We start from the raw sequence: 24,544 nt of genomic DNA, 5'->3' as shown, positions 1-24,544 counted from the left end.
AAGAATGTTTTAAAACCAACAAAGAAATTCCTATGGTAATGATAGTAAGGCTTAAGAAGGTAAAACGTGATAGCTTAAAATAAATTCAAGTTTGTCGGGTAAATAGCAAACCCAGCCGAGCCAGTCAACGGTCAAGATGAACGGCGCATATGCGCAGCCGTTGACAGCCCCGCCCGCCTTTGCTGGTAGGCAATCAAGGGGCGACAGCAAGAAGTGCCACCGCCCCGCACTATTATTCAGAAAGGGGAATTTCCATGACCGACCAGATAGCCTATCAAGAATATATCCAGCGCAGGTACAACGCCTTTTGCAAGACTGTTATCCGCTGTGCCGCCTTGGACAAGATTTTGAAGCTTAAACGGCAATGGGAACGGCAAGTTTCCCTTGACTATCTGATGAACGAGAAGTTTGTCCAGTTTGCCGCGTCGGAGCCGGACGAGGAATACCCATTTACCGTCTGCGGTCAGACCGTCCTGCTCTGCAACGCCGCCCTTGCCGACGCGATCTCTGTTTTGCCGGAGCAGACGCGGGAAGAAATCCTGCGCTATTACTTTCTGCGCCAGCCGCAGCGCGTGATCGGCGCGTGTATTGGCCGGTCACGCAGCACAGCGGGGCGGCATATCCAGCTTGCCTTGCAGCGGCTACGCGAAGAAATGGGGGTGAGCCGGTATGAGTAGACTTCTCCCCTATGAAACAATCCTCAAAGCCCGTGAGGGCGACCCAGAAGCCGTGAACGCTGTCCTGCTCCACTACGCCGGATATATCCGCTATTTCTCAAAAGTGAACGGGCAGGTCAACGCCGAGGTGGAGGACTATGTAAAGCAGCGGTTAATTGACTGTCAATTCAAGTTCCGGCTTGACGAACCACCGGACAAGTCATAAAAACTGAATACCAGCCGCCACCGACGCGGCCAGCGAAAGCAGTAAGTCTTGAAAAAGATTTACTGCTTTTTTTGTTGTCCGGCTCCGCTCCCGGCCATTTTGCCCCCTGCCGGTTGTAGTAGTAAGCGAGGAGGGAATTTTTCTGCCCTGGTGTTTGGCATTTGGAGCATTTACCCGTAGTAGAGGGCAAAGAGAAAGGATTTCTCCAACACCGGGTAGAAACCACTGCGTCCGGTGTCATTTTAGCGAAAGCGGGCAGGAATGCCCTTTACAGGATTAGTAGTAGCAGAAAAAGAGAAACAAACTTTTGTGGTTGCAGTTTTCCAAAAAAGTGGCGGACGGAAGTGAGAGAAAGTTTGCAGTCACGGAGAGCAAGTTTCTACCACGGTGCCAAAATCCGCAATTCTGCAGTTTTGCCCCTCGCGGGAAACTTGTTGGGGAGTGCCTTCCCCAAACCCTGCTCATGCGCCCTTACGGGCGAGAAAGGAGGTCACACCATGCGAAAGAAATACAACACGCCCCACCGCAGCCGCGTTGTGAAAACCCGGCTGTCCGAAGATGAGTATGCCGACTTCACAGCGCGGCTTGCGCCCTATGGTATCAGCCAGTCCGAATTTCTCCGGCAGGCGATACGGCGGGCGACCATACGCCCGGTTGTCCATGTGTCGTCGGTCAATGACGAGTTGCTTTCCGCTGTCGGGAAGCTGACAGCCGAGTACGGCAGGATCGGCGGCAACCTCAATCAGATTGCCCGGTATCTGAACGAATACGGCGTACCCTACAACACCCTTTCCGGCGAGGTACGCGCCGCCATATCCGACCTTGCCGTCCTCAAGTATGAAGTCCTCAAGAAAGTAGGTGACGCGGTTGGCAACACTCAAGCATATCAACTCTAAAAACGCCGACTACGGAGCCGCCGAGCAATATCTTCTCTTTGAGCATGACGAGTTTACCATGAAGCCCGTCCTTGATGAAACCGGCAGGCTTATCCCCCGCGAGGACTACCGGCTGTCCACGCTGAACTGCGACGGGGAGGATTTTGCCGTTGCGTGTATGCGGGCCAATCTCCGCTATCAGAAAAACCAGCGGCGGGAAGATGTGAAAAGCCACCACTACATCATCAGCTTTGACCCGCGGGACGGGCCGGACAACGGCCTGACCGTAGACCGGGCGCAGGCGTTGGGGGAACAATTCTGTAAAGAGCATTTTCCCGGCCACCAGGCCCTTGTCTGCACCCACCCGGACGGGCATAACCACAGCGGCAACATTCATGTGCATATCGTCATAAACAGCCTGCGGATTGAGGAAGTGCCGTTCCTGCCCTACATGGACAGGCCGGCCGATACGAAAGTCGGCTGCAAGCACCGATGTACCGACGCTGCCCTGCGCTACTTCAAATCCGAAGTCATGGAGATGTGCCACCGGGAGGGGCTTTATCAAATCGACCTCTTGAACGGCAGCAAGAACCGCGTCACCGACCGGGAGTATTGGGCGCAGAAAAAGGGACAGGCCGCGCTGGACAAGCAGAACGCCCCCATGATTGCCGATAGTATCACGCCCCGGCAGACCAAGTTTGAAACGAACAAGGAGAAGCTGCGGCAGACCCTACGGAAAGCCCTTGCCACCGCCGCCAGCTTTGACGAGTTTTCCTCTCTGTTGCTGCAGGAGGGTGTGACCGTCAAGGAGAGCCGGGGGCGGCTTTCCTACCTCACGCCGGACAGGACAAAGCCAATTACCGCCCGGAAGCTGGGCGACGATTTTGACCGCGCCGCTGTCTTTGCCGTTTTAGAGCAAAACGCCGCCAGAGCAGCCGAAGCGCCAGCCAGATCCCCCGATCCCCCACGCACCATAAAAGACCGCTTGCAGGTTGCCAGAGCCGAGATAGCCGCCCCGAAACAGGACGGAGTGCAGCGGCTTGTGGACATTGAGCAGAAAATGGCCGAGGGCAAAGGCCGGGGCTATGAACGCTGGGCGAAGATACACAATCTGAAGCAGGCCGCCAAAACGCTGTCCGTCTACCAGCAATACGGCTTTACTTCCCCGGAGCAGTTAGAAGCCGCCGTTGACACCGCCTATCAGAAAATGCGCCAGACCAGCGGCGAACTGAAAGCACTGGAAACGAAGCTGCAAGGGAAAAAGAAGTTGCAGCGGCAGGTGTTGGCCTACGCCCAGACCAAGGCCGCCCGCGACGGGCTGCGGGCACAGAAATCCGAGAAAGCCCGCGCCGCATACCGGCAGGCCCATGAGAGCGATTTTATCATAGCCGACGCAGCAGCCCGGTATTTCAAGGCGCATGGCATTACCAAGCTGCCCGCCCGGAAAGCGTTGCAGGCCGAGATCGAGCAGCTTATCTCCGAGAAAGACGGCCTGTATAACACCTATCACGAACAGAAACAGCGGTTCAAGGAGTTGCAGACCGTCAAGCGGAACATCGACCAGATTTTGCGCCGGGACGAGCCGCACCGCAGAAAGGAGCAGAGCCATGAGCGATAACCTGCCCCACATGGACTACCGCCAGCACCGGCGGGCGCGGCGGCTGGTACATGAGTGCTGTAACTACGATGAGGGGAACTGCCTGCTATTGGACGACGGGGAGCCTTGCGTGTGCGTCCAGAGCATTTCCTTTTCCCTCATGTGCCACTGGTTCCGTGTGGCTGTCCTGCCCCTTGACGGGGAGCTGGCCGCAGCCCTCTTGTGCCGGGGAAGCCGGAAACGGTGTGCCGTCTGCGGGGCGGCCTTTGTCCCCAAATCCAACCGGGGAAAATACTGCCCCGACTGCGCCGGGCGCATGAAGAAAATCAAAGCCGCCGAGAGAAAGCGGAAACAAAGGCAGAGATGTCACGCTTTAGAGCCTTTCAAACCCGCATAAATCAAGGCTTTTTTCGTGGGTGTCAAAGGGTACGCGATACATTTATCCTTTTCCCCCGGAAACGGCGTTTTAATGCGTGACAATACGCCAAAATCAACCCGAACACAGGGAGGTGATCCTATCGCTGATTATATCAGGGCAGACACGCGGCTGCCCGCCTATCTGCCGTATCCCCGTTTCCTGCTGAAAATGGAGATTTCACAGACCGCCAAGCTGCTGTATTCGCTGCTGTTAGACCGTTCCACCCTCTCCCAGAAAAACAAGTGGCTGGACGACGAGGGCAGGATTTATATTATCTATCCCATCGCGGAGATAGCAGAAATACTGGATAAAGGCAGCACCACCATCAAGGGGGCGCTTAATGAACTGGACACGGCGGGGCTGTTGGAACGGGAACGGGGCGGCTTCTCCGCACCGAACCGGCTTTATGTCAAAGTACCGCCAGTGCCACAGGTACAGTTTTCAGACCAACTGATGGCCGGAAGTCCGCCCCTCATAGAGCCGGAAAACCGTCCTACTGATGGTCAGAAAACCGACCTTATGATGGTCGGAAAACCGTCCCCTAACCAAACTACTATAAACAACCTTACAGAGAGCCAAACAAAGGGAGTGAGTGGGGGGCCGTCCGCGCCCTATGGCCGATATGGAAATATTTTTCTGTCACAGACCGAATACGACGAGTTGCAGGCAGAGTACCCTGACAGGCTGGAACGGTTCATCGAGGAAATGAGCCGCTACCTTGCCGCCAACGGGAAAAGCTACCAGAACTATGCCGCCGCCCTGCGGATATGGGCGGGGAACGACAAAAAGGAAGCCCCTAAAAAGGGCATACCAGACTACTCATGCAAGGAGGGCGAGAGTTTATGAAGAATGAAATCAACGCGGTTTTGGAGAATATGACGACCACCATCCCGGAGCCGGAGGACTACACCGGCGAGGACGGTTTACTGTACTGCGGCAAGTGCCGCAAGCCGAAAGAAGCCTATTTTGCGCCGGATAAGGCCGCTATCTTCGGGCGCGACCGCCACCCGGCAGAGTGCGACTGCCAGAGAACCGCCCGCGAGGAACGGGAAGCCGCCGAAAAGCGGCGCAGACACCTTGACACCGTGGAAGAACTGAAACGCCGGGGCTTTACCGACCCCACCATGCGGGACTGGACTTTCGAGAACGACAACGGCAGGAACCCGCAGACCGGGCTTGCCCGCCGGTATGTGGAGCATTGGGAAGATATGCGGACAGACAATATCGGCTGCCTGTTCTGGGGCGGCGTAGGCACCGGCAAAAGCTACCTTGCAGGCTGTATCGCAAACGCCCTCATGGAGAAAGAAATCCCCGTCCGCATGACGAACTTTGCTCTTATCCTCAATGACCTTGCCGCCAGCTTTGAGGGGCGCAACGAGTACATTTCCCGCCTTTGTCGTTATCCGCTGCTGATCCTTGACGACTTCGGCATGGAACGCGGGACGGAATACGGGCTGGAACAGGTGTTCAATGTGATTGACAGCCGTTACCGCAGCGGCAAGCCGCTGATCGTCACGACCAACCTTACGCTGGACGACCTGCACAACCCGGAGGACACCGCCCATTCCCGGATTTATGACCGCCTGCTTTCCATGTGCGTCCCGGTACGCTTTACCGGCGACAACTTCCGGCAGGAAACCGCCAAGCGGAAAATGGAGAGCATGAAGAAACTGATTACCGACTGAAAGGAGTATTGCCTATGGCAGATAACAAGCAGCACGACACCCGCACCACCCGCCGCCCTGACTGTGTGACGGAAATCCGCATGGGCAATTCCGTCCTTGTCGTGTCCGGCTATTTCAAGAAAGACACCACAACCACAGCCGCCGACAAAATGGCGCGGGTACTGGAAGCGGAAGCCGCTGCTACACAGGAGCCGACTTATCCGGCGTGAACCGGGGCATGGAAAAGCGGCCATGCCAGGGAGCATGACCGCTGGAACGAAAATCGGAAGTGCTTTAGCAATTCTTAATCTCATTCTCTATAAAATAATTTGCAATTTCAAAGGCTTTTATTCTTCTCTTTGCCAATGTGATTTGTGATTTATAACGCTCGGAATTATCCTTTGATTCAAATGTTTTTACTGTTTCTCTTAGCTTGTGCAGAGTTGAATCAATTTGCCTTTTGGCCGCGGTTAATTCATCTATTGTATACTTCATGTTTTCTCCTTTAACTTCTGATTTTTTTGTTAAATCAGAGTATACCACGGAGTTATGAACTTTTCTACTGCAAATATGGGACGACAACCCATACCATAAAAATCGGAAAATTGAAAAGCTGTAAAGAAGCAAATTTAACGCTTTTGCCGCTGTACAGCCCCCGCCGTTCCGTGGTACAATGAAACCACGGAATAGTGGGGCTGGCTGTCGGAAACGGAGGATTTTATGTTAAGACAAGCCACCCAAAACCTCATTACCGCCCTTTATCCGAGATTGTCCCACGAGGATGAATTGCAAGGCGAGAGTAATTCCATATCGAACCAAAAAAGGATACTCGAAACCTACGCAAAACAGAACGGCTTTACCAATCTGCGCTGGTACACCGACGACGGTTTTTCCGGCGCGAACTTCCAGCGGCCCGGATTTCAAGCCATGCTTGCGGACATTGAAGCCGGGAAAGTGGGTACGGTCATCGTCAAGGACATGAGCCGGTTAGGGCGAAACTACTTGCAGGTAGGGTTTTACACGGAAATGCTGTTCCCTCAAAAGGGTGTGCGTTTTATCGCTGTCAACGATAATGTGGACAGTGCCAGCGAGGGCATGGACAACGATTTTACCCCGCTGCGAAATCTGTTCAATGAATGGCTGGTGAGAGATACGAGCAAGAAAATCAAGGCAGTGAAAAAGTCAAAAGGCATGAGCGGCAAGCCTGTTACCAGCAAGCCGGTTTACGGCTATGTGATGGACGAGGACGAGAATTTTATTATAGACGAGGAAGCCGCCCCGGTGGTGCAGCAGATTTACCAGCTTTGCCTTGCCGGGAACGGCCCGACCAAGATTGCCCGTATGCTGACGGAGCAGCAAATCCCCACGCCGGGGACGCTGGAATATCAGCGGACAGGCAGCACCCGCCGTTATCACCCAGGCTATGAGTGCAAATGGGCGACCAACACCGTCGTTCATATCCTCGAAAACCGAGAGTACACCGGATGTCTGGTGAACTTCAAAACGGAAAAGCCTTCTTATAAGGTCAAGCACAGCATAGAGAACCCCGTCGAGAAGCAGGCCATTTTCGAGAACCACCATGAGCCGATCATCGACAAGGAAACATGGGAACGGGTGCAGGAGTTACGCAAACAGCGCAAACGCCCGAACCGCTACGATGAAGTGGGGCTGTTCTCCGGGATTTTGTTCTGCGCCGACTGCGGCCATGTGCTGTATCAGCAGCGGTATCAGAACAAAGACCGCAAACAGGACTGCTACATCTGCGGCAGCTACAAGAAGCGCACCCGCAACTGTACGGCGCACTTTATCCGCACCGATCTGTTGACCGCTGGTGTCCTGGCAAATCTCCGGCAAGTGACCGAATACGCAGCCAAGCATGAGAGCCGGTTTGTGAAACTACTTGTCCAGCAGAACGAGATCGGCGGCAAGCGAAAGACCGCCGCAGCCATCAAGCAGCTTGAACAGGCGCAGGAACGCATTTCTGAAATCAGCCGCATTATCAAGCGGCTGTATGAGGACAATGTAAACGGCAAAATCAGCGATGAGCGTTTCATGGAACTGTCGGCTGACTACGAAGCCGAGCAAGCGGAGCTGAAAAAGAGAGCCGCCGCCCTGCAAGCCGAACTGGACAAGTCACAGGCAGCTACCGTCAACGCCGAGAAATTTATGGGCATTGTCCGCAAGCACCTTGCCTTTGAAGAACTGACCCCCACTCTCTTGCGGGAAATGATCGAGAAAATTGTGGTGCATGAGTGCAGCTATGATGAGAACGGCACCCGCAGGCAGGACATTGAGATTTATTACAGCTTTGTCGGCAAGATTGACTTGCCCGAATAACCGCCCGACCTATCCGACACAATGGCCAAGTGTCGGATAGGAACGGCAAAATTTTTTGCACTTCTATTGCTTCTTTATCACACATAAGCAAAAGCTCTGCGCTTGTCTTCGTCAAAGGCATTGGCCGTCATCGCAATGATCGGGATGCCAGCCTTGCACGGATCAGCGAGGGCGCGGATCGCCCGCGATGCCTCATAGCCATCCATGCGCGGCATCTGGACATCCATCAGGATGAAATCATAGTAGCCGGGCTCTGCGCGCTCCAGCATCTCGACGCAGTCGGCACCGTCGATGGCATGCTCAAGCTCGAAGCCCTGCTCGCTGAGGACGGCGATGACGATTTCCGCATTGAGCTCGTTGTCCTCGGCCAGCAGGATGCGCATCCCCCGGTAGTCCGCGATGCTGCCAGCTGCCTCGGCCTGCAGTTTCTCCCCCTCGTCCCTGTCCGCCAGCTGGAGAGGCAGCCGGACGACAAAGGTGGTGCCCTCCCCCAGCTTGCTCGACACGCTGATCGTCCCCGCCAGCAATTCGACCAACTTCTTGACGATCTGCATGCCAAGGCCCGTGCCCATGATGCCGCTGGTGGTCGTGTTGCGCTCCCGCGTGAAGGCCTCAAACAGCTGAGGCAGGAAGTCTTCGGGCATGCCGATGCCCGTATCCGCCACAGTCGTCTGATAGATAGCCTGGCCCGCCTGCTCACCGGGCAGCTCACAGACCTCCAGGGTGACGAAGCCGCCCTCCGGCGTGTATTTATAGGCATTGCTGAGGATGTTCAGGAAGATCTCCCGCACCTTGGTCTTATCCACCAGGACCTCGGGATGCTCCATCTTCAGCGTATAGGCAAAGGTGATCCGCTTGTCCTGCATCTGGGCCTCGAACACCGAGCAGGTCGACTCCATCAGCGCCCGCATGTCTGCGTATTCTGCATCCACCGTCATCTTGCCGCTTTCGATGCGCGCCATTTCGAGCACGTTGTTGACCAGCGACAACAGGAAGTCGTTGGCCTGCTGGATCTTGTGGATATAGTCGCGGGCCTGCTCCTTGTTGTCAAGGTTCTGCTGCAAAAGGTTCGAGAACCCGATGATCGCATTCATCGGCGTGCGGATATCGTGGGACATGTTGAACAGGAACGAGGTCTTCGCTTCGCTTGCTACCTCGGCCTGCTTCTTGGCCGTCTCCAGCTCTGCCTGCCGTTCCTGCAGCTTCTGGTTCAGCGCCTTGGTCTTCCGCGCCGTCGCCAGGCTCTGCAGCAGCAGCATGACGATGAAGGACACGATCAAGGCCACCAGCAGGAAGACCAGACTCAGGTTGGCCTTGACGAAGTCGCTCACCGAGATCTTCTGGTCGATATAGGTATTGCGCGTCAGCGAATCGTTCACCTCGGCACTGTCCATGCCCTGATTGAGCCGCTCGAGGATAGCATAGAGCTGGATGCTGTCCGGCCGCGTCACGAAGGCGATGCCTCTGTTCTTGTTGGTCGGCACAGCGGTCAGATGATATTCCTCGATCTTGTCCCGCATACTGCCCATGCGGTAGCTGTTGATGAGGAAGCAGTCCGCCCGGCCGCGGGCGACGCCCTGCAGGCAATCGTCGACACTCGAGAAATACACGGGCTTCCAGCGCGGGAATTTATCCTTCAGCAGGCCGTCCACCTCGGGGCTTTCGCTGACGACCGCACAGCGCAGCTCAGCCTCCAGGGAGAACATCCCGCTGTCCTGTGGCCGGATTACAGCCATGATCATCGCATCGGCCAGCGGGGTCGTGACCAGCAGGTTCTGCTGCTCAGCCTCATAGTCGCTGAAATCAGCCGGGAACACGCAGTCGATCTTGCCCTCCTGCAGGGCATCAAGTGCATCGTCCAAGGTCGGATAGGCCATGGGCGAGAAATACAGCTTCGAATTCTTCATCCCGCCCATGGCTTTGCGGATGTAGTCGGCCAGCAGTCCCTTGACATGGCCGTCGAAGGCATCCTGGGCACAGAATGGCAGCATGTTGTCGAGATAGCCGATGCGAATCGTGCCATGAGCATTGAGCCACTCGCGCTCATCGCTGGACAAGAACCGCCGCACCCCGTATTGCTCATGTATTTCTGGTTCAGGTTGCGGTTATAGTAAAGGTTCTGGCTGAGGATAAGGTTCATGGCCTTATCGAGCTCCTCCTTGATATCCGGGCGGTTCTTATTGATGCCAAAGTAGTAATCCGACGAACCGATGCGCGCCACAGGGTCGGCATTATCCACATAAAGATCATAAGATGCACTGGTGACAAAACCATCGACTTCGCCATTTTTCAGCAGACGGTCGGCTTCTTGCCAAGACGCCGCCAGCTCAAGGATATCCACCGACAGGCCATGCTCTGCCACCCAATTCCTAAGAATCTGTGACTGCATGCTGCCCTTGAACACCGTCAGTCTTTTCCCATTGAGTGATGACAAATTATCCGGATCGATGCGGTTCTTCGCGGGATCGATGAAGATATAGTAATCCTCCTTGCCCATCGCATAGTTGGACAGCAGCATGGTACCGACACGGTCTTCCTTATAGGACACGTCGGCCAGCAGGTCGATCTCTCCCTGCTGCAGCATCTGCAGCAGCTCTCCCCAGCTGCCCTCGACATATTCGTATTGCCAGCCCGTATAGGCCGCAATGCGGCGCTGATATTCATACGCGTAGCCCGTCCGGCGCCCATAGGCATCGATGCTGTTGAACGACGAATCAAACCAGCCCACACGGACGACATGCTGCGCCCGTCCCTCGGCCGCCGCCACGCCTGCCAGGCAGAACTGCAGCACCATCAGCAGACACAGCCAAACAGATAGCACGCTTCGCATAGCAATCCCCTTTCGCTGAAACTCCTTTTCTCAGATATTCGCTGTCCGAGGGGCGTCTTCCTTTATTTGCCGCAGATTTATCGCCACGAAAAAAGCCCCGGACAAATCCGGGGCCCTGTATCTGAAGACGAAGAAGCGGAGTCACTCCACTGACTCCGCTTCTATCTAAAAAGATGTAAGGAAATGGGATACTGGAAACTGGGATAAGTTTCCAGAGAAGAGACCGATAGGTTCCGATGCAAACCGGTGGGATATCCGGTTTAATTCCTATCGACAATGATAGTATAACACACTTTTATCGAAAATAGTACCCCTATTGCTGAAATAATTTTCCATTTTACACTTTTTCTGTAAACTTTAAGGAGACTCCCAGCAGCCTCTAATCTCGCCGCCGTCCATATAGCACGAAGCGAGGAAAACGGCTATAATGATAGATAGAATAAATCCTCTACGAAAGGTTGCAAGCCTATGTCTCTTTTCCATAGCAAAGTATACGGCATCGTCCAGGGTGTCGGCTTCCGTCCCTTCGTCGACCGGCTGGCCGCGCGCTTCCATATCCTCGGCAGCGTCTGCAACAAGGGCCCATATGTCGAGATTTTCGCCCAGGGCAGCGAGGAGGCTGTCCACGCGTTCCTGGCCGCCATCGAGAGCGAGCCGCCGGAGCGCGCCACCATCCTGAAGCTCGACACGGAGCGTCTCGACGCTCCCGAGACCTACACGGGCTTTGCCATCATCGAAAGCGCCAAGGAACGCGGCGATATCTTCGTCTCCCCCGACATCGCGACCTGTGACAAATGCCGCGCTGAGCTTTTCGACCCGAACGACCGCCGCTATCTGCATCCCTTTATCAACTGCACGGCCTGCGGCCCGCGGCTGACGATCCTCGACTCCATGCCCTACGACCGCGAGCGCACGAGCATGGGCGAGTTCCCCCTGTGCCCAGCCTGTGAAAAAGAATACACGAGCCCGGCTACCCGCCGCTACGATGCCCAGCCGGTGTGCTGCAACGACTGCGGCCCTGAGGTCTATATCATTGGCAATGAGGACTGCCGCGGCGCTGCGGCCATCACGCGGACGCGTCAGACCATCGCCGCGGGCGGCATCGTCGCCATCAAGGGCATCGGCGGCTTCCATCTCTGCTGCGATGCCCAGAACGATGCGGCCGTAAACCGCCTGCGCACCCTCAAGCACCGGCCCGTCAAGCCCTTTGCCATCATGATGCGCGATATGGCCGCCATCCGCCGCGAATGCCACCTCGAAGACGGGCAGGAGGAAATGCTGACGGGACACCAGAAGCCCATCCTGCTGCTGAAGCGCAGGGCTGGCGGCCAGCTCAGTGACAGCGTCGCCCCGGGCAATCCCAAGGTCGGTGTCATGCTGCCCTACGCCCCTGTGCAGATGCTGCTGTTCGACTATCCCGACGGCATCACGATGCCGGATGCCCTGATCATGACCAGCGGCAATCCCGCTGGTGCCCCCATCTGCCGCGACGACGCCGGCGCCCGCGAAGCACTGTCGGGCTTTACGGACCTGATGCTGTCCCATAACCGCAAGATCCGCATCCGCGCCGACGATACCGTCATGGACTGGCTTGACGGGAAGCCCTATATGATCCGGCGCAGCCGTGGTTTTGCGCCGCTGCCCTTTATGCTGAAGAACGACTTCCACGGACAGGTGCTCGGCATCGGCGGCGAGCTCAAAAACACTTTCTGCGTGGGCTCGAACAATCTCTTCTATCCCTCGCCCTATGTCGGCGATATGAGCGACCTGCGCACTATGCAGGCCCTGCGTGAGACCATCGGCCGGCTCACGGAGCTGCTCGAGGCCCAACCGGCTGCCGTAGCCTGCGATATGCATCCCCGCTACAACACCACGGCCATCGCCCAAGAGCTCGGGCTCCCGCTGTTCCCGGTCCAGCATCATTACGCGCACATTCTCTCCTGTATGGCCGAAAACGACTGCGATGAACCGGTCATCGGCGTGAGCTTCGACGGCACAGGCTACGGCATCGACAGCACCATCTGGGGCGGCGAAATCCTGCGCGCCGACTACGCCGGCTTCACGCGGCTCGGCCATATCGCCCCCTTCCTGCAGACCGGCGGCGACAAAGCCGCCACCGAAGGCTGGCGCGTTGCTATCGCCATGCTCTACGGGCTCTATAACGATAAAGAAAAAGTCACGGCCCTTGCCAATACGCTGCATCTCTGCGCAGCCAAAGACCTGCCCGCCCAGTTCTTCATGGCCGACAACAAGGTGAACGCCATCCGCTCCACCAGCGCCGGCCGTCTCTTCGATGCGGTCAGTGCGCTGCTCGGCATCCGCACCGCCTCGACCTTCGAAGGCGAGGCCTCGATGTACCTTGAATTCGCCGCCGAAAGCTATCTTACGGCCCAGGGACTCCCCCCGCAAGCCATAGAGCTTGACAAGTCAGCGCCTGACCTCCGCCGGCTTGACTTGTCAAACGCTGACAAGTCAAATCTTGCCCCGTCAACGGCTGACCCATCAATCATCCTGGCTACCGATGAGCTCTTCCGCCATATCCTTGCCGAGCGGCTGGCAGGAACCGATCCGCAGAAGCTGGCATTTCTCTTCCATGCCGGCCTTGCCGCCTGCATCACCGCCGCCTGCGATAAGGCGCGGGAGCACACGGGCCTTACCACCTGCGCGCTCTCGGGCGGCGTCTTCCAGAATCACCTGCTGGTCACGCTGGTAAGCAATGCGCTCAAGGCTAAAGGCTTCCGCGTCCTGCGCCATAGCCTTATCCCGCCCAACGACGGCGGCATCTGCCTGGGACAGGCTGTGGCTGCCATGTACCATATAAACCACTGAAAAATGGCCTTTCCGCCAAGGGAAGGCCATTTTTCGTACCCGTTAATAGAATTTAATGCATTTCACTGCCCAGCTGTTTATTGATTCCATCCAGAAGCTCCTTGAGTTCCTTGCTTTCCGTGAGCTTGTAGGCAATATCAAGGAAATACGAGGCATGCTGGAGCTTCTTGTTCGCCAGCATGGTCTTGCCGTAGAGCATGGCCGTCTCGATGATCTTGGCATCGGGGCCGATCGGGAACTGGTATTTCTCGCCGTAGGAACGCATCGCCCCCAGGGAAGGACGCGTTGCTTCGCCCTTTGTCTCATCGTAGATATACTTGAGCTCGTTCTCCGCCTGGAAGCGGCCCTCCGCCTCGGCAAAGGTCATGCTGAGCAGATAGCAGCCGACGGCCTCATCCCACATCTGCTTTTCGACGAAGTAATAGCCGAGATTGCGATAGCAATGGGCAATCTCACGGCGCTTGTAGCAGATGGAGAAGATCTTCGTGGTGAGCTGCTTGAAGGTCTCCATATCCTTCTTCTGCTTATAGACTTCCGCATGTTCAAAGGCGATGTCGGCGCTCATCGGATTCCAGTCCATGGCGATCGCCAGTGCCTCCTCAGCTTTGTCGAGCTCGCCGAGCTCTAAAAGCACCGAGCCATACATCGCATAGAGCCGGTTCACTGGCTCCTCGATGTCGGCCACCGGCTGGATTTCCGGATGCTGGCTCTGGAACATGACCATTTCCATCAACGTATTGAAATCGTAATAATCGGCCTGTCCATCCGCATAGAGATTGAGCGCCTCGATGCGCTCGATTTCCTTCTTGAGGATAGCTGCGGCTTCTTCTGTATTCTTGTTCTCACAGGCATCGACGGCCTGCGTGATAGCCGCATTGATTTCCTGTGTCAGGGCTGATTCTTTCATCTGCGTGATACCCTCCTGTCCTAATGTCACATTCGTATATTGTACCACAAAGTGCCCCAAAACGAAAATGCACCGCCGCGTGATATCGTATCACACGGCGGTGCATCCTATCCGGACCAGTCACAAGACCGGTCAATCATCAGAATTTAAAGCGGTTGGCCTCATTCTGCAGCTCGTCAGCCATGCGCGAAAGCTGCTGGCTCGAAGCGGCAATCTCTTCCATCGAAGCCGACTGCTCTTCGGTTGCGGCCGAAATGGAGGAGATGTTCTCCGTGATGCGCTTCGTGGATGCTTCGACATTCTCGGCATCCTTGAGCACTGCCATGCTCGCATCGGCCACCTTGTTGGCATTGCTTGCCGACTCCTTGACCATCTCATCGACGATGCGGATATGCTCGGCAATGACCTTGAACTGGTCGCCAGCTTCCTTGACAGCCTGGCTGCCTACCCGTACCTGCTCGGTACCGGCATTCATCGAATCGACTGCCTGGATCGTGACCTTCTGGACACCGCCGATCTTCTGGGCGATCTCCTGGGCAGCCTCGGAGGACTGCTCAGCCAGCTTGCGGACCTCATCGGCAACGACCGAGAAGCCGCGGCCCTGCTCACCAGCACGGGCTGCCTCGATGGCAGCATTGAGTGCCAGCAGGTTCGTCTGCTCAGCGATGCTCTGGATCGTGCTGACGATCTCGCCGATCTCTTCCGAGCGGCGGCCCAGCTCGCCGACAGCAGCTGCCGACTCATTGACCGTGCCGAATACTTCACGCATCTTGTTGACGGCATCTTCAATGGCGGCAACGCCCTCAAAGGCAGCCGTACCAGCCTTGCTCGAAGTCTTGCTGATATGCTCGGAGGCCTCCGCGATGTTCGTGACCTGCTCGGTCATGTTGCGGATATGGCCGACAACACCAGTCATCGTCTCATTCTGCGTATTGGCCGACTCAGCGATATCGCCGACGCGCTCAGCCACATGGGTGATGGTCTGGGCGACCTGCTCGACACCATGGGACATCTGGCCCGAGGAGTTCGATACCTCGTCGGCACTGCCCTTGATCTGGCCCAGCAGCTTCTTGAGCTCGTCCGACATCTTGTGGAACGAACGGGCCAGGTTGCCGATCTCATCATCGGTCTCGATGGTCAGGTCATTCTGGCGCAGGTCGCCATTGGCGATGCGGCCAGCCGACTGCTCGAGGCCGCGCAGCGGCGAAACGATGATGTTCGAGATCCACATGGTCGCGAAGAAGATCAACACCAGCGCTACGACGAGCACTACAGCCAGCGTCATGCGCATGCTGTTGACGCTCGACATAAGCTGGCTCCTATCGACAATCGTCAAATACTTGTAGCCCGTCTTATCGGATACATAAATATCGACAAATTTCTTCGAACCATCCAGCTCGATTTCCTGCAAGCCTTTAGCGCTCATGTTGATTGACGCGATATCGCCAAGCTCAGACTCTTCGAGCTTCTTGAAGGCTGCATCTGGATGTTTCGGATCGGCAATGATGACATTGTCCGCATCGAGCATCATCAGATAGCCCGTCTCGCCGACCTTGATCTGCGAAATCATGTCCGTGACTACCGGCAGGTCAATGTTTAAGCCCAGGACACCAAGCGGCTGCCCCGACATATCCTTGACCGTAGCGAAGATGCCGACCGTCGGCGTACCCTTCGAAGTCTTGAACGGCTTCGTGATGCGTACAGCATTCGTGTCAGCCATGCTCTCCTTGAACCAGTCACGCTTACGGGAATCATAGCCCTTCTTGCGCTTTACGGCCGGATACTGCAGGTAGCCGCCATCGGTCGTACCATAGCTGACAACGGAAATGACGCCCTTATTGGCCTCCGCCATACGCTGGAACAGCTGATAGGCCTGCAGCTCAAAGCCGCCCTTGGCCTGCGGATCCATGGCAATCATGCCATCGGCGCCAGCCTCACCATCGATATACACCGTGACGCCGCCACCGTTTCTGAGGATTGGATCGTTGGCCATATTGACAAGGCCATCGCGCAGACCGCGCAGGAAAAGATCCATCGACGTATCTACCTGCGTTGCCTGCAAATCCGTCTCCTCAACAAAGTTTTCCATCTCATGATTCGTGATGATGCGATCGAGGACAATGCCCAATACCAGCATCGTCGCTACAAATACCACCGAAACAAGAACCATGATTTTCTGTTTGACACTGAAACGTGCCAGAAGTTCTTCCATCCTATCATCTCCTTATTCTTTCATCGAGACCCCAAATCTTACACCGGCCAAATGCCAGTATAATCCTACGATACCTCTTTTATACGACAATCATGTACAAAATTCCTTCTGCCCCTCCATCTTTTTCCCACAAAGAAGCAAACCCATGGGCCAGCGGCTGACAGCCGCTATTGCCTATGGGTTGGAATTTGTTGCTAACAGTCTGTACCGCTTTCCTGACGGTTCAGGAAAATACGGTCTTTTTCACTAAGCTCGGCCTTTTCCAGCAGGTCAGGCCGGTATTTTTTCGTCACGAGCAGCGACTGCTCGCGGCGCCACTGCCGGATCTTCGCATGATTGCCGGACAGGAGCACCTCAGGCACTGCCATGCCCTCGAACTCTCGGGGCCGCGTGTACTGCGGGAACTCCAGCAGGCCGTCGTAGAACGAGTCGGTCGGCGCCGAATCGGGAGCGCCCAGCACCCCCGGCAGCATGCGCGACACCGCATCGGTGATGACCATGGCCGGCAGCTCGCCCCCCGTCAGGATAAAGTCGCCAATCGAGATGGCTTCATCGGCGAGCTTATAGATGCGCGCATCAAAGCCCTCGTAGTGGCCGCAGATAAAGACGAGCTGCTCGTAGCCGGCCAGCTCCTTGGCCTTTTCCTGCGTGAAGGTCGGCCCCGACGGGTCCATGATCAGCACGCGGCGGCTGGCGGCAAACTCCTCCGTCTTTGCCAGCACATCACGCACAGCCTTGTACATCGGCTCAGGCTTTATGACCATGCCCGCACCGCCGCCAAAGGGCGTGTCATCGACGTGATGGTGCTTGTCTTCCGTATAATCACGAAAATTCGTGAAGTGGATGTCGAGGATGCCGTTGTCCACCGCCCGCTTCGTGATGCTGTCGCCGAATGGCCCGGCAAACATCTCCGGAAAGATCGTCACCATATCAATGCGCATCGGAAATCTCCTCCGGCATATCGACGACCATGCGGCCGCCAGCGATATCGATTTCCTTGACAACGGCCTTGAGGGCCGGGATCAGGAGCTCACCGCCATCGGTGCGGCGCGCCTGGTAGACATCGTTGCTGCCCGTGCGCAGGACGTTCTCCACCTTGCCCAGCTCCTTGCCGCCCACATCATAGACCGTCAGGCCGATGATGTCGAAGGTGTAGAACTCGCCCTCGGAGAGCGGCGCCGCCTCACTGCGGTCCACCGTGAGCAGCCTGCCCGTCAGGCGCATAGCGTCTTCGCGGACCGGATACTCGCGGAACTTCATCAGCACGTACTGCTTATGATACTTGCAGCTTTCCACATGCAGCAGCTCATCGCCCACCATGACTTCCTTCATCGACGCAAAGCGCTCGGTGAAATCCGTCAGCGGGATGATGCGCATCTCGCCATGGATGCCATGGGCCGCACCGACCTTGCCGATGGTGACGCGCTTCTTAGCTGCGGATGGCGATAATCTTGTCATCTTCCACCAGCACTTCCACATTCATGAGCTCGCGCATGTCATCGCCCACATGGACGTCAACCTGACGCTCCAGCGTGCCCTGCACGATCTCAGCACCGAGAACGAGTTTCTCCGTCTCTTCCTTGCGAGCCATAGCTTCCTCACGGTACTGCAAGCGCTTCTGGCGCTCCTGGCCGAAATGCGCCTGGATGGACTGCAAACGCTGGATCTCCTCCGGCGTCGGGTTCTCCGCATCCTCCGGCTGGTTCTCCTGCATCACGCGCTTTTCCTGGATGTTCAGCTGCTGAACCTCGAGTTCCGCGCGGTTGATACCCTCTTCGAGGTCACCGATGATTTTTGCCTTGAGCTTCTCCGTCAGCTTTGCCTTGATCGTGACCGGCATTTTCAGTGAAATCATATCCATGACAGTTCCTCCTATACATAGAAATAGCGGCCTGCCCATGTAAAGCATGAACCTGCCGCTGTTTCATCTAAATAATCTCAACCGTGACTTTGGTATTCTCCCGGGTGGCCGCGGCTTTGACCACGGTACGCATGGCTTTCGCGATACGACCCTGACGCCCGATGACCTTACCCATATCATCCTCGGCAACATGAAGTTCGAGCACGGTCTGCCCATCTTCCTGTCGTTCGTCCACACGGACGGCCTCGGGATGTTCCACTAAGGATTTGGCGATAACTTCAACAAGTTCTTTCATGTTGAGCCTCCCAATTATTTCTTAGCTTTAGCTTCAGCAAACTTAGCCATGATGCCCTGCTTGCTGAGGAGATTTTTAACGGTATCGGTCGGCTGAGCGCCTTTGTTCATCCAATCAAGAACCTTAGCTTCGTCAACGCTTACGACTGCCGGCTGCTTGGACGGATCGTAGTTACCGAGAATCTCGATGAAACGACCATCACGCGGAGCGCGGGAATCAGCTACAACGATGCGATAGAACGGGTTCTTCTTTGCACCCATACGGTTCAAACGAATCTTTACTGCCATGAAATTTCACCACCTTTCGTAGGGAAAATAAACTTTATAAAAAATCAATGCATGAACGGAAGTTTCGGGAAACCGCCGCCCAGGCCGCCAAGTCCTCCCAAACCAGGGAAGCCTTTCTTGCCCTTCTGCATCTTTTTCATTTTCTTCATCATCTTCTTCATCTCGCCGAACTGCTTCAGGAGCTTGTTGACATCCTGCACGCGAGTGCCGGAGCCCAGCGCGATGCGCTTGCGGCGGCTACCATTGATGATGTCGATGTTGGCACGCTCAGCTGGCGTCATCGATTTGATGATGGCCTCGATCTGGCGCATCTCTTTGCCGTCAAGATCGATATTCTGGCCTTCGAGCTGCTTCTTGAGGCCGCCCATGCCAGGAATCATGCCGAGGATGTTCTCCAGCGAACCCAGCTTCTTGACCTGCTGCATCTGGGAGAGGAAATCGTCCAGAGTGAACTCATCCTTGCGGAGCTTGCGCTCCATCTTCTTGGCCTCTTCCATGTCGAAGGTCTGCTGCGCCTTCTCGACCAGCGAGAGCACATCGCCCATGCCGAGGATACGCGAGGCCATGCGGTCCGGATGGAACGGCTGCAGCGCCTCAAGCTTCTCACCCATACCGACGAACTTGATGGGCACGCTCGTGACTGCCTTGACCGAAAGGGCCGCACCACCGCGGGCATCACCGTCAAGCTTCGTCATGACGACACCATCAAGGCCGAGCGAATCGTTGAAGGCCTGCGCCACATTGACCGATTCCTGACCAGTCATCGCATCGACGACCAGCAGGATTTCGTGCGGCTTGACCTCGCCTTTGATATTGCGCAGCTCCTGCATGAGCTTTTCATCGATCTGCAAGCGGCCAGCGGTATCGATGATGATAACATCGTTGGCATGCGACTGCGAATACGCGATGGAGTTCTTGGCGATCGTCACAGCATCCGTGCCCTGCTCCATCGTGAAGACAGGCAGCTCAAGCTGCTTGCCGACGACCTGCAGCTGCTTGATAGCTGCCGGCCGGTAAATATCGCAGGCGACGAGCAACGGGCGCTTGCCCTGCTTCTTGAGGGCCAGGCCCAGCTTACCGGCAGACGTCGTCTTGCCGGCGCCCTGCAGGCCAACCATCATGATGACGGTCGGCGGGTTCGGGCTCATATTGATACGGCTCTGCGTACCTCCCATGAGGTTCGTGAGCTCTTCATCAACAATCTTTATTACGACCTGAGCCGGCGTCAGTGTTTCCAGGATATCCTGGCCGATGGCCCGCTCCTTGACGGTCTTTATGAACTGTTTGACTACCTTGAAGTTGACGTCGGCCTCAAGCAGGGCCATACGCACCTCACGCATGGCGTCGTTGACATCGTCCTCAGTCAGCTTGCCATGGCCGCGGAGCTTCTTGAATGTCTCCTGCAGGCGGTCGGATAAACTCTCAAAAATCAAAGCGATACCTCCTGACTACGCCCCAAGAATGGCGCGAGCCGGTCGAGAACCTCAGTCGCAGCCGCTTCATTGCCCGGCTGCCTGAGGCCTTCGATGGATTCATATATTTTCGCCAGTTCCTGCCGCTCCTCTTGATAGCGATGCGCCAGGCCCAGCTTCTCCTCATACGCTTCCATGGCCTTCTGTGACCGATGGATGTTGTCGTAGACCGCCTGCCGGGAAATCCCCAGCTCCTCGCCGATCTCCGACAAAGAGAAATCTTCAAACAGATGCATGCGCAGGCATTCCTGCTGCTTTTCGGTCAAAAGCGCCCCATACAGGTCAAACAAAGCCGACAGATATAAAAGCTGCTCCATATTCCTATCACCTGTTTTACAAAAATATGTGCCAAGGCTTTCTCCTTGACATTGCTATTATACCGAAGCCATCATAACCTGTCAAGCATTTTTCCTTGGCACATAAATTTCTTTTTCTTCTATTTATATTTTTACGTACTCCGCGCCCAGCGCGAGGATTTGCCAGCCATTTGCCTCCAGCACTGTCGCAAAATCATGCGCCGTGCCGTTAAAGTCAATGTCAACGGTCATATTGCCAAAGCTCGTGCTGCGGACAAAGACATTGTTTACGCCTGCAAGCTCGCGCAGATAGGCTGTTGCCGCGCTGATATTGCCGAGCTTGCTGCCCGTAACGATCAGCTGCAAGTGCTGCTCGGGATTAGCCGCCTTGTTAAGTGCTGCCTTGCCGATGGCCGCAGGGATGCCCTTGGCAGCAGCTGCTACGGCTTCATTTACCGCATTGGGCCCGCGCCGCTCAGACTTGCCAGTGAATACGCCGGTATAGATGACCTCGCCATTATTGACATTAAGCATGCGCACCGACACGGTGACATTGGCCTTCTTGAGGTTCTCAAAGCCTGGCATCGGCGCATAATCAGCCATACTGCCCACGGCCTTGTCGACCGTGACCGTCACCAGATAGTCCAGCGGGAATTGACTGGTCAAAGTCTTCAGCATTGACTTGTCACCGGCATAGCTTGCCGCCAGCAGCTGCTTCTGTTTTGACTTGTCAAGCTGATTGACGTCAACGATGCGCGTATAGCCCTGCATGCGGATGCCTTCCATCACGGCATTTTCGAGGCTTGCATAGCGGATGCCCTGCTGATCCATGGCCACGACACCGACACGCGGGTCCTGCATATTGGCACCGACCACAGCTTTTTTCTGGGCATAAGTGCCAAGCGCCGCGCTGATTTTCTGCTCCGAGACATCGGCGCGCACCTTGACCGTATAGAGCCCGTTGTCCTTTACCGATGACAGCACCTCATAGCTTTTGATATAGCCATCGGCCTGCGTGTAGATGCGGTCATTGATCAGCTGGTAATTCTGCACATAGCTGCGGCTGTCGACCATGACGCCTACCTGCTGCTCGATGGCCTGCCGCAGGGCCTGCCTCAGCGCACTGCGCTCCGAGCCGCCGTACCCTGTCACCGTCACCACGGCCGCCGATGCCGTCATCACCGGCAGCATCAGCAGCCCTGTCAGCACTGCAAGTTTCTTCCCCATTGCCCTCGCCTTCCTTCCCTTATCGATACTATCAGTATAACATCAATATCTATAAGAAGGCTGAGAACTTTTTAAAAAATCTGTCCCGGCAGCACTTTCTTTTCCTTCGCCGGAAAAGTCTTTTCATAGGCGGCAAAGGTCTCCGGCTCCTGCTCGGCTGCAAAATAGCCGGCAGGCGTCGCATACTCGCCGCTGATATCCTTCAGGAATCCCGGTGCGAGCTCCTTGCAGAGGAAGAAAGATGCGTCTGCACCATCCGGAAGGCCATGATAACGGATGCCAAAATCGCTCGCATAAGTAAACCCGCTCTTTCCATAAAACCCGATATCCCCCTCGAAGCACAAGGCCCCACAGCCCAGCGCTGCTGCCTGCTCCAGCGAGTAGTCCAGCAGCAGCTTGCCGTAGCCCTGGCGCTTATAGGCCGGGGCGACACAGATCGGCCCCATCGCCATGATGGGGATGCGCCGGCCATCATCGGCCTTGATCTGCGCCCGCACAAAGATATTCTGCCCGATGATCTCGCCATCCTTTTCCATGACGAAGTCCAGTTCGGGCACGAAATCCATATCCTTCCGCAGCCGGTGCAGCACAAAGTGCTCCACACAGCCAGGACGGTAAACATTCCAGAACGCTTCGCGCACGAGATTCTCGACGGCGCGATAGTCTTTTTCCATTTCTCTGCGAAAACTGATTGTCATTTTTTTCACCTCTATATCGATTGTTTCTGCTGCATTGATTTCTTTGTTTTCTGCCTGCTATATCCTCAGGCCTCGCCGTTGGCGATGGCCGCGTATTTCTCCTCCGGGATCATCGGCGAGCCGATCTGCGCCGCCAAACCGGCGTCGATCGTCCCCTGCGCGGCATACTGCCTGCCAGCCTCCCGCACCAGTTCCAGCCGCGGCTTCGTGACCACATCAGCTTCCGGCACATTGAACATCGGGCTCTCGGGCACTGTAAGTATCGTATGCTGATGCGGGAACAGCAGCTTGAACTGCTCCACGGCCGGCTCGAAATTCCCCTTGCTGTTCGGGAACCCGCAGCCGCAGATCATCAGATAGCGCAGATGGGCAAAATCCGCCTGGCCGATATGCTCATACCGCTCGCCGACCCGCTTCATCTTCATGCAGGAAAGCGGCATCGTCCGCTCAATGAATGCCTTGAGCTTTGCCGGCATGCCATATCCATAGAGCGGAAAGTTAAGCAGCAGCAAATCGCATTCAAGCACCTTAGCCAGCAGGGCCTTCATATCATCCGTATGGATACAGGTCCCGCCATTGCGCTTGCAGGTAAAGCAGCCCACACAGAACTCGATATGTTTCTCAGCGATATGGACGACCTCAATATCCTGCGGCGCAGCCTCCTGCATGCCAGCGAGAAACGCCCGCGTGATATGCATCGTATCGCTCTGTTCTTTTTTCGGGCTGCCATTCAATACCAGGATTTTCATGTCACACCACCTCTAACATCGACTCGATCCCCAGCCGCCTGCGGGAAAACCGTGGCCCTTCTTCGCCAGTCAGCCCGCTAGCCTGGAAGCAGCATTTGTCCAGCACGCGCTGCGACGCGGCGTTGTCCGCCTCAGCCTCCGCCTCGATACTCACGACTGCCGGATGGCGGAAAGCCCATCCCAGCGCAGCCCGGACGGCCTCCGTGGCATAACCCTGGCCACGGTATCCTTCCTCGATCCCATAGCCGATCTCTGCCACACCATCTCGGCCCAGCCCCTTGAAGCACAGATCGCCGATGCGCCTGCCATCGCCCAGCTCGATCACCCACATCGCATACCAGTCCCACTGCTCGGGATGCGCCATGCAGCCTGCGAGCATCTCCTCATAGGCTTTCTTCAGCCCGGCATCCTTGGCCGCCGCAATCGCCGCCTTCATCTGCGCCGCATCCGTTGGATATATCCTCAACCGTTCCGTCGTTACCATAAAGCCTCCCCTGTTTTTACATATTATCTTTGACACGCTGCAGCCACTTATCCAGGAACTCCATCTGCTCTTCGGTATGGAACCAATGCTCACCATCTTCCATCACTGTCAGCCCGGCAGCATGTTCCGCGGCAAAGGCCTGCATCGTCGCCAGGCTGGTCAGATTGTCCCTGCCGCCGTACAGGATCTGGGTCGGCACCGTCCAGACGATGGGATGCGTGCGGACATAGGACAGATATTCCCAGGACAGATCCTCACCGAATTCCGTGTGGATCACACCCTTTTCTTCCAGCTCCTCCTCAGTCACCTGCGCCCACTGCATCATATCCAGGATGAGCTTTTCCATATCCACCACCGGTGAAATGAAAAACGCCTGCTTGACATATGCATCAAGCCCGCCGTACATGCTGAACAAGGCGCCGATGCTGTTAGCTATCAGCAAAACATTGTCATACTTCTTATATAAATCCCTAACGATCTCCCGGATCTCATTTCCTGTTTCCCACGGGGTAAAGGTCTTATAATCAAGGCCCAACACCTTCGCCGCGGGAAAATTCTTCCGATAATGCTGAGCCTCCTCTGCACTTCCGCCCTTCCCGTGGACGTAGACAACAATATCCATAC

The 24,544-nt window shown here is 56.0% G+C and carries 26 protein-coding genes; 10 read left to right on the top strand and 16 right to left on the bottom strand.

Annotated elements, in window-relative coordinates:
- Positions 1-254 precede the first annotated feature (254 nt).
- The 9 genes from FZ041_RS03945 to FZ041_RS03895 all read left to right on the top strand — a co-directional run bounded on the left by FZ041_RS03945 (position 255) and on the right by FZ041_RS03895 (position 7,773).
- Complete coding sequence (locus tag FZ041_RS03945) at positions 255-677, top strand: sigma-70 RNA polymerase sigma factor region 4 domain-containing protein (RefSeq protein WP_002586616.1); 423 nt, start codon at positions 255-257, stop codon at positions 675-677.
- Entirely contained in the window at positions 670-882 is a 213-nt protein-coding gene (locus FZ041_RS03940) for a helix-turn-helix domain-containing protein (RefSeq protein ID WP_002586615.1), read from the top strand. The genes FZ041_RS03945 and FZ041_RS03940 overlap by 8 nt, the downstream gene beginning before the upstream one ends.
- A 497-nt stretch (positions 883-1,379) precedes the next feature.
- A complete protein-coding gene (locus tag FZ041_RS03930; protein WP_002596229.1) occupies positions 1,380-1,778 on the top strand; it encodes a plasmid mobilization protein in 399 nt (132 codons plus the stop codon).
- Complete coding sequence (locus tag FZ041_RS03925) at positions 1,750-3,375, top strand: relaxase/mobilization nuclease domain-containing protein (protein ID WP_002596230.1); 1,626 nt, start codon at positions 1,750-1,752, stop codon at positions 3,373-3,375. Before FZ041_RS03930 ends, FZ041_RS03925 begins: the two co-directional genes overlap by 29 nt.
- Complete coding sequence (locus FZ041_RS03920; protein ID WP_002596231.1) at positions 3,365-3,751, top strand: cysteine-rich VLP domain-containing protein; 387 nt, start codon at positions 3,365-3,367, stop codon at positions 3,749-3,751. The genes FZ041_RS03925 and FZ041_RS03920 overlap by 11 nt, the downstream gene beginning before the upstream one ends.
- Before the next feature lie 72 nt (positions 3,752-3,823).
- Complete coding sequence (locus FZ041_RS03915) at positions 3,824-4,618, top strand: replication initiator protein A (protein ID WP_006356266.1); 795 nt, start codon at positions 3,824-3,826, stop codon at positions 4,616-4,618.
- 29 nt (positions 4,619-4,647) lie between these two features.
- Positions 4,648-5,457 carry an ATP-binding protein gene (locus FZ041_RS03910; RefSeq protein ID WP_439653960.1) on the top strand — a complete coding sequence of 270 codons (810 nt, stop codon included), beginning with the start codon at positions 4,648-4,650 and terminating at the stop codon, positions 5,455-5,457.
- Positions 5,458-5,471: 14 nt separating this feature from the next.
- A complete protein-coding gene (locus FZ041_RS03905; RefSeq protein ID WP_002596234.1) occupies positions 5,472-5,666 on the top strand; it encodes a transposon-encoded TnpW family protein in 195 nt (64 codons plus the stop codon).
- 490 nt (positions 5,667-6,156) lie between these two features.
- Complete coding sequence (locus FZ041_RS03895; RefSeq protein WP_002596236.1) at positions 6,157-7,773, top strand: recombinase family protein; 1,617 nt, start codon at positions 6,157-6,159, stop codon at positions 7,771-7,773.
- A 77-nt stretch (positions 7,774-7,850) separates the two neighbouring features.
- On the opposite strand, the gene FZ041_RS15025 is transcribed toward FZ041_RS03895, so the two are convergent.
- Together FZ041_RS15025 and FZ041_RS14745 are read right to left on the bottom strand one after the other, a co-directional pair.
- Positions 7,851-9,032: an ATP-binding response regulator gene (locus FZ041_RS15025; protein ID WP_439653961.1), complete on the bottom strand. Its 1,182-nt coding sequence runs from the start codon at positions 9,030-9,032 to the stop codon at positions 7,851-7,853.
- 644 nt (positions 9,033-9,676) lie between these two features.
- A complete protein-coding gene (locus FZ041_RS14745) occupies positions 9,677-10,603 on the bottom strand; it encodes a substrate-binding periplasmic protein (protein ID WP_149188590.1) in 927 nt (308 codons plus the stop codon).
- A 468-nt stretch (positions 10,604-11,071) separates the two neighbouring features.
- Here FZ041_RS14745 and hypF point away from each other — a divergent pair, with 468 nt between their 5' ends.
- The gene (gene hypF / locus FZ041_RS03880; RefSeq protein WP_149188589.1) at positions 11,072-13,432 is read left to right on the top strand and encodes a carbamoyltransferase HypF; all 2,361 of its coding nucleotides are present in this window, start codon (positions 11,072-11,074) and stop codon (positions 13,430-13,432) included.
- A 52-nt stretch (positions 13,433-13,484) separates the two neighbouring features.
- Here the strand turns inward: hypF and FZ041_RS03875 are convergent, their stop codons facing one another.
- From FZ041_RS03875 to FZ041_RS03810, 14 genes are all read right to left on the bottom strand, one after another.
- Positions 13,485-14,339, bottom strand: coding sequence for a tetratricopeptide repeat protein (locus FZ041_RS03875; protein WP_075428322.1), 855 nt, complete (start codon positions 14,337-14,339; stop codon positions 13,485-13,487).
- A gap of 139 nt (positions 14,340-14,478) precedes the next feature.
- On the bottom strand, positions 14,479-16,551 hold the full coding sequence (locus tag FZ041_RS03870; protein WP_149188588.1) for a methyl-accepting chemotaxis protein: 2,073 nt from the start codon (positions 16,549-16,551) through the stop codon (positions 14,479-14,481).
- 194 nt (positions 16,552-16,745) lie between these two features.
- A complete protein-coding gene (gene trmD, locus FZ041_RS03865; protein WP_149188587.1) occupies positions 16,746-17,492 on the bottom strand; it encodes a tRNA (guanosine(37)-N1)-methyltransferase TrmD in 747 nt (248 codons plus the stop codon).
- Positions 17,482-18,009 carry a ribosome maturation factor RimM gene (gene rimM, locus FZ041_RS03860; protein ID WP_075441899.1) on the bottom strand — a complete coding sequence of 176 codons (528 nt, stop codon included), beginning with the start codon at positions 18,007-18,009 and terminating at the stop codon, positions 17,482-17,484. The genes trmD and rimM overlap by 11 nt, the downstream gene beginning before the upstream one ends.
- On the bottom strand, positions 17,981-18,412 hold the full coding sequence (locus tag FZ041_RS03855; protein ID WP_075441897.1) for a YlqD family protein: 432 nt from the start codon (positions 18,410-18,412) through the stop codon (positions 17,981-17,983). The genes rimM and FZ041_RS03855 overlap by 29 nt, the downstream gene beginning before the upstream one ends.
- 67 nt (positions 18,413-18,479) lie before the next feature.
- Positions 18,480-18,707 carry a KH domain-containing protein gene (locus FZ041_RS03850; protein WP_075441895.1) on the bottom strand — a complete coding sequence of 76 codons (228 nt, stop codon included), beginning with the start codon at positions 18,705-18,707 and terminating at the stop codon, positions 18,480-18,482.
- 14 nt (positions 18,708-18,721) lie between these two features.
- A complete protein-coding gene (rpsP, locus tag FZ041_RS03845; RefSeq protein WP_075441893.1) occupies positions 18,722-18,994 on the bottom strand; it encodes a 30S ribosomal protein S16 in 273 nt (90 codons plus the stop codon).
- Positions 18,995-19,038: 44 nt separating this feature from the next.
- Positions 19,039-20,427: a signal recognition particle protein gene (gene ffh, locus FZ041_RS03840; RefSeq protein ID WP_149188586.1), complete on the bottom strand. Its 1,389-nt coding sequence runs from the start codon at positions 20,425-20,427 to the stop codon at positions 19,039-19,041.
- The gene (gene ylxM / locus FZ041_RS03835; RefSeq protein WP_149188585.1) at positions 20,424-20,783 is read right to left on the bottom strand and encodes a YlxM family DNA-binding protein; all 360 of its coding nucleotides are present in this window, start codon (positions 20,781-20,783) and stop codon (positions 20,424-20,426) included. Before ylxM ends, ffh begins: the two co-directional genes overlap by 4 nt.
- A 123-nt stretch (positions 20,784-20,906) precedes the next feature.
- Positions 20,907-21,989 carry a flagellar assembly protein T N-terminal domain-containing protein gene (locus tag FZ041_RS03830; RefSeq protein ID WP_149188584.1) on the bottom strand — a complete coding sequence of 361 codons (1,083 nt, stop codon included), beginning with the start codon at positions 21,987-21,989 and terminating at the stop codon, positions 20,907-20,909.
- Between the two features lie 71 nt (positions 21,990-22,060).
- Entirely contained in the window at positions 22,061-22,687 is a 627-nt protein-coding gene (locus FZ041_RS03825) for a GNAT family N-acetyltransferase (protein ID WP_149188583.1), read from the bottom strand.
- 65 nt (positions 22,688-22,752) lie between these two features.
- Entirely contained in the window at positions 22,753-23,436 is a 684-nt protein-coding gene (locus tag FZ041_RS03820) for a flavodoxin family protein (RefSeq protein ID WP_149188582.1), read from the bottom strand.
- Position 23,437: 1 nt separating this feature from the next.
- Positions 23,438-23,920 (bottom strand): GNAT family N-acetyltransferase, encoded by a 483-nt coding sequence (locus FZ041_RS03815; protein WP_082336110.1) that lies wholly within the window; start codon positions 23,918-23,920, stop codon positions 23,438-23,440.
- A 16-nt stretch (positions 23,921-23,936) separates the two neighbouring features.
- Positions 23,937-24,542 (bottom strand): alpha/beta hydrolase, encoded by a 606-nt coding sequence (locus FZ041_RS03810; protein ID WP_149188581.1) that lies wholly within the window; start codon positions 24,540-24,542, stop codon positions 23,937-23,939.
- Positions 24,543-24,544: the final 2 nt, after the last annotated feature.

The sequence above is a fragment of the Pseudoselenomonas caprae genome (assembly GCF_008271345.1).
Taxonomy (GTDB): Bacteria; Bacillota; Negativicutes; order Selenomonadales; family Selenomonadaceae; genus Selenomonas_A; species Selenomonas_A caprae.
This window is presented reverse-complemented; position numbering and strand designations above follow the sequence as displayed.

Excerpts from the sequence above, each read along its gene's own strand:
- FZ041_RS03945 (WP_002586616.1), top strand. The coding sequence starts at position 255 with ATGACCGACCAGATAGCCTATCAAGAATATATCCAGCGCAGGTACAAC.
- FZ041_RS03940 (WP_002586615.1), top strand. The coding sequence starts at position 670 with ATGAGTAGACTTCTCCCCTATGAAACAATCCTCAAAGCCCGTGAGGGC.
- FZ041_RS03930 (WP_002596229.1), top strand. The coding sequence starts at position 1,380 with ATGCGAAAGAAATACAACACGCCCCACCGCAGCCGCGTTGTGAAAACC.
- FZ041_RS03920 (WP_002596231.1), top strand. The coding sequence starts at position 3,365 with ATGAGCGATAACCTGCCCCACATGGACTACCGCCAGCACCGGCGGGCG.
- FZ041_RS03915 (WP_006356266.1), top strand. The coding sequence starts at position 3,824 with ATGCGTGACAATACGCCAAAATCAACCCGAACACAGGGAGGTGATCCT.
- FZ041_RS03910 (WP_439653960.1), top strand. The coding sequence starts at position 4,648 with ATGACGACCACCATCCCGGAGCCGGAGGACTACACCGGCGAGGACGGT.
- FZ041_RS03905 (WP_002596234.1), top strand. The coding sequence starts at position 5,472 with ATGGCAGATAACAAGCAGCACGACACCCGCACCACCCGCCGCCCTGAC.
- FZ041_RS03895 (WP_002596236.1), top strand. The coding sequence starts at position 6,157 with ATGTTAAGACAAGCCACCCAAAACCTCATTACCGCCCTTTATCCGAGA.
- FZ041_RS15025 (WP_439653961.1), bottom strand. The coding sequence starts at position 9,032 with ATGCTGCTGCTGCAGAGCCTGGCGACGGCGCGGAAGACCAAGGCGCTG.
- FZ041_RS14745 (WP_149188590.1), bottom strand. The coding sequence starts at position 10,603 with ATGCGAAGCGTGCTATCTGTTTGGCTGTGTCTGCTGATGGTGCTGCAG.
- hypF (WP_149188589.1), top strand. The coding sequence starts at position 11,072 with ATGTCTCTTTTCCATAGCAAAGTATACGGCATCGTCCAGGGTGTCGGC.
- FZ041_RS03875 (WP_075428322.1), bottom strand. The coding sequence starts at position 14,339 with ATGAAAGAATCAGCCCTGACACAGGAAATCAATGCGGCTATCACGCAG.
- FZ041_RS03870 (WP_149188588.1), bottom strand. The coding sequence starts at position 16,551 with ATGGAAGAACTTCTGGCACGTTTCAGTGTCAAACAGAAAATCATGGTT.
- trmD (WP_149188587.1), bottom strand. The coding sequence starts at position 17,492 with ATGCGCATTGATATGGTGACGATCTTTCCGGAGATGTTTGCCGGGCCA.
- rimM (WP_075441899.1), bottom strand. The coding sequence starts at position 18,009 with ATGACAAGATTATCGCCATCCGCAGCTAAGAAGCGCGTCACCATCGGC.
- FZ041_RS03855 (WP_075441897.1), bottom strand. The coding sequence starts at position 18,412 with ATGGATATGATTTCACTGAAAATGCCGGTCACGATCAAGGCAAAGCTG.
- FZ041_RS03850 (WP_075441895.1), bottom strand. The coding sequence starts at position 18,707 with ATGAAAGAACTTGTTGAAGTTATCGCCAAATCCTTAGTGGAACATCCC.
- rpsP (WP_075441893.1), bottom strand. The coding sequence starts at position 18,994 with ATGGCAGTAAAGATTCGTTTGAACCGTATGGGTGCAAAGAAGAACCCG.
- ylxM (WP_149188585.1), bottom strand. The coding sequence starts at position 20,783 with ATGGAGCAGCTTTTATATCTGTCGGCTTTGTTTGACCTGTATGGGGCG.
- FZ041_RS03830 (WP_149188584.1), bottom strand. The coding sequence starts at position 21,989 with ATGGGGAAGAAACTTGCAGTGCTGACAGGGCTGCTGATGCTGCCGGTG.
- FZ041_RS03825 (WP_149188583.1), bottom strand. The coding sequence starts at position 22,687 with ATGACAATCAGTTTTCGCAGAGAAATGGAAAAAGACTATCGCGCCGTC.
- FZ041_RS03820 (WP_149188582.1), bottom strand. The coding sequence starts at position 23,436 with ATGAAAATCCTGGTATTGAATGGCAGCCCGAAAAAAGAACAGAGCGAT.
- FZ041_RS03815 (WP_082336110.1), bottom strand. The coding sequence starts at position 23,920 with ATGGTAACGACGGAACGGTTGAGGATATATCCAACGGATGCGGCGCAG.
- FZ041_RS03810 (WP_149188581.1), bottom strand. The coding sequence starts at position 24,542 with ATGGATATTGTTGTCTACGTCCACGGGAAGGGCGGAAGTGCAGAGGAG.